The sequence below is a fragment of the Calothrix sp. CBUCES-K 9914 genome (genome assembly GCF_059640475.1).
This window is the reverse complement of the sequence record NZ_JBXXZH010000526.1, coordinates 1-1,857: the sequence shown is the minus strand read 5'-3', so window position 1 is coordinate 1,857 and position 1,857 is coordinate 1. Positions and strand designations below refer to the sequence as shown.

The 1,857-nt window shown below is 35.8% G+C and carries 2 protein-coding genes; one reads left to right on the top strand and one right to left on the bottom strand.

Translation table 11 applies throughout. The features are described 5' to 3' along the window. Nucleotides 1–77: 77 nt before the first annotated feature. Entirely contained in the window at nucleotides 78–1,037 is a 960-nt protein-coding gene (locus AC2JBO_RS44800; RefSeq protein WP_496960063.1) for a phosphodiester glycosidase family protein, read from the top strand. Between the two features lie 8 nt (nucleotides 1,038–1,045). Here AC2JBO_RS44800 and AC2JBO_RS44795 read toward each other — a convergent pair whose 3' ends face one another. Beyond that, nucleotides 1,046–1,573 (bottom strand): hypothetical protein, encoded by a 528-nt coding sequence (locus AC2JBO_RS44795; RefSeq protein WP_496960064.1) that lies wholly within the window; start codon nucleotides 1,571–1,573, stop codon nucleotides 1,046–1,048. Nucleotides 1,574–1,857: the final 284 nt, after the last annotated feature.

Sequence of the window (1,857 nt, the reverse complement as noted above, 5' to 3'; positions counted from 1 at the left end):
TATAAGAGCTATAGTAGGTTTTTCGCTGTATAGACAAAAAATTGATATAAAACTGTAATTGGTTATAATCAAGGAAAATGAATAATTTAATAAAGATGGTGGTTTGTAGCTCTGGTATTTTAGCGATTTGCACAGCTTGTCAAAGTATCAGCAAAACTCCAAAAGACACAATTCGGGAATCCCTACAAGCAGAAACAGTTGTCAATCAATCAAAGAAAACCTGTTTTGGTGAGAACGAAAAATTTAGTCTTGAGTTTCTCAAAACAAATAATTCTGGCACCGTAGAGCAGCAAGGAATTAATCACGTAATTATATTTAATCCAAAATCTGACCAGCTTGATTTTAAAGTTAATGTCGGATTAGCACATAAACTATATGAAAAGGATAGTCAGGGTAAAATCAAGCGAGATTACATACCAAAAACATTCCGTGAAATCATCAGTGAGAATAACGCCAAACTCAACGGCGAACTACCCATAGCAGCGATTAATGCTGATTATATAGATACAAACAATAAACCTCAAGGCTTAAATATTTCACGAGGAGTGGCATATTCAGGGGACTTTTACTCTAAACGTTCATCCTTTGGAATATCCTCCGGAAATCCAAAAAGGCGCCGAAGCTCAATTGCAACAGGTAGAAGACGAGAAGATATATTAAATTACAATCTCGTTGGAGGCAATGGTCGATTTTATAGAAACGGAAACTTTAAAGATATTTGCCAAGATTTAGGAGAGTTTGCGTGTAAACAAGCTACTAACCGTTCAATGGTAGCTGTCACGAGTCGTGGCTACGTAATTTTATTAGTAAACGATGCAAAAGCCAATAATATAAGTGTATCTGAGAACAATCAAGAGTTATTACCAGATAAGTTTGACGATGTTCTAACGGGAATAGCCAAAAATAACTGTCTAGGTTCAGTTCAAGAAGCAATGCTATTCGACGGGGGAATGTCACCTGGATTATATTACGACAATAAAATTTATGTCGAAAATCCTGGACCGATAGGTTCAGTATTCTTGATTTACAAAAAATAATGTTTTAATTAATAGGTTCGGCGCCACTGTTCAAGTTTTTCTATAGAAATAGATTTTGTTACGACACCAGCGTTATTACCTCGCCATTCTACTTCAGAGTCAGTTGTAAAGACACCGCAGCTTAGGTATTCTAGTTGAATATCCCAATATTCGCTAAATCGACTTTTTAAAGTAATAACTTGGTCAAAAACTTTATTCCTGTGTTTATTGCGTCGTTTGCGCTCAGTGGCGCCAGTTGCCTCAGTATCAATAAATTTAGTCTCAATGAGAAATAAATTACCTGTCACAGTCAGGTAAACAAAATCACATTTACCTAAATCAGTATAGTCAGCGATTGGAGATTTTTCAAAAAGCAGCAACTCTAAACAGCAAGGGAATAAACTCTCAATATTTAAAAACAAGTACGCTTGCAGCAAAAGTTCTTTATCATAAGGAAACCCTACAACACCTTCAAAAAACCGCTTAATATTCTCCTGCGATTGGGGCTGAATTTTTTTGCAGTAAGCCACAAATTTATTCAGTTCATCTGCGCTCATGCAATCTTTGTTCATTCTCCTTATGCCGTATACAAATACTCTATGGCATAAAACGATACCACGTATACGTGAAACTTATCATCCGCATAAGTAACTAATTACATAAATTAAATACAAAATATATACGTTATTTCACGGATGACAAGAGTAGGGTGCGTGACGCTATAACAATTGTGAAACAAAACTAATGATCTAGTAGCGTCACGCACCTTATGAGCGAATGTTGCTTACTTAACGTATTAATGGTGCGTGAAAGCACTGTATTTGGCGTTACATTGCTTGAT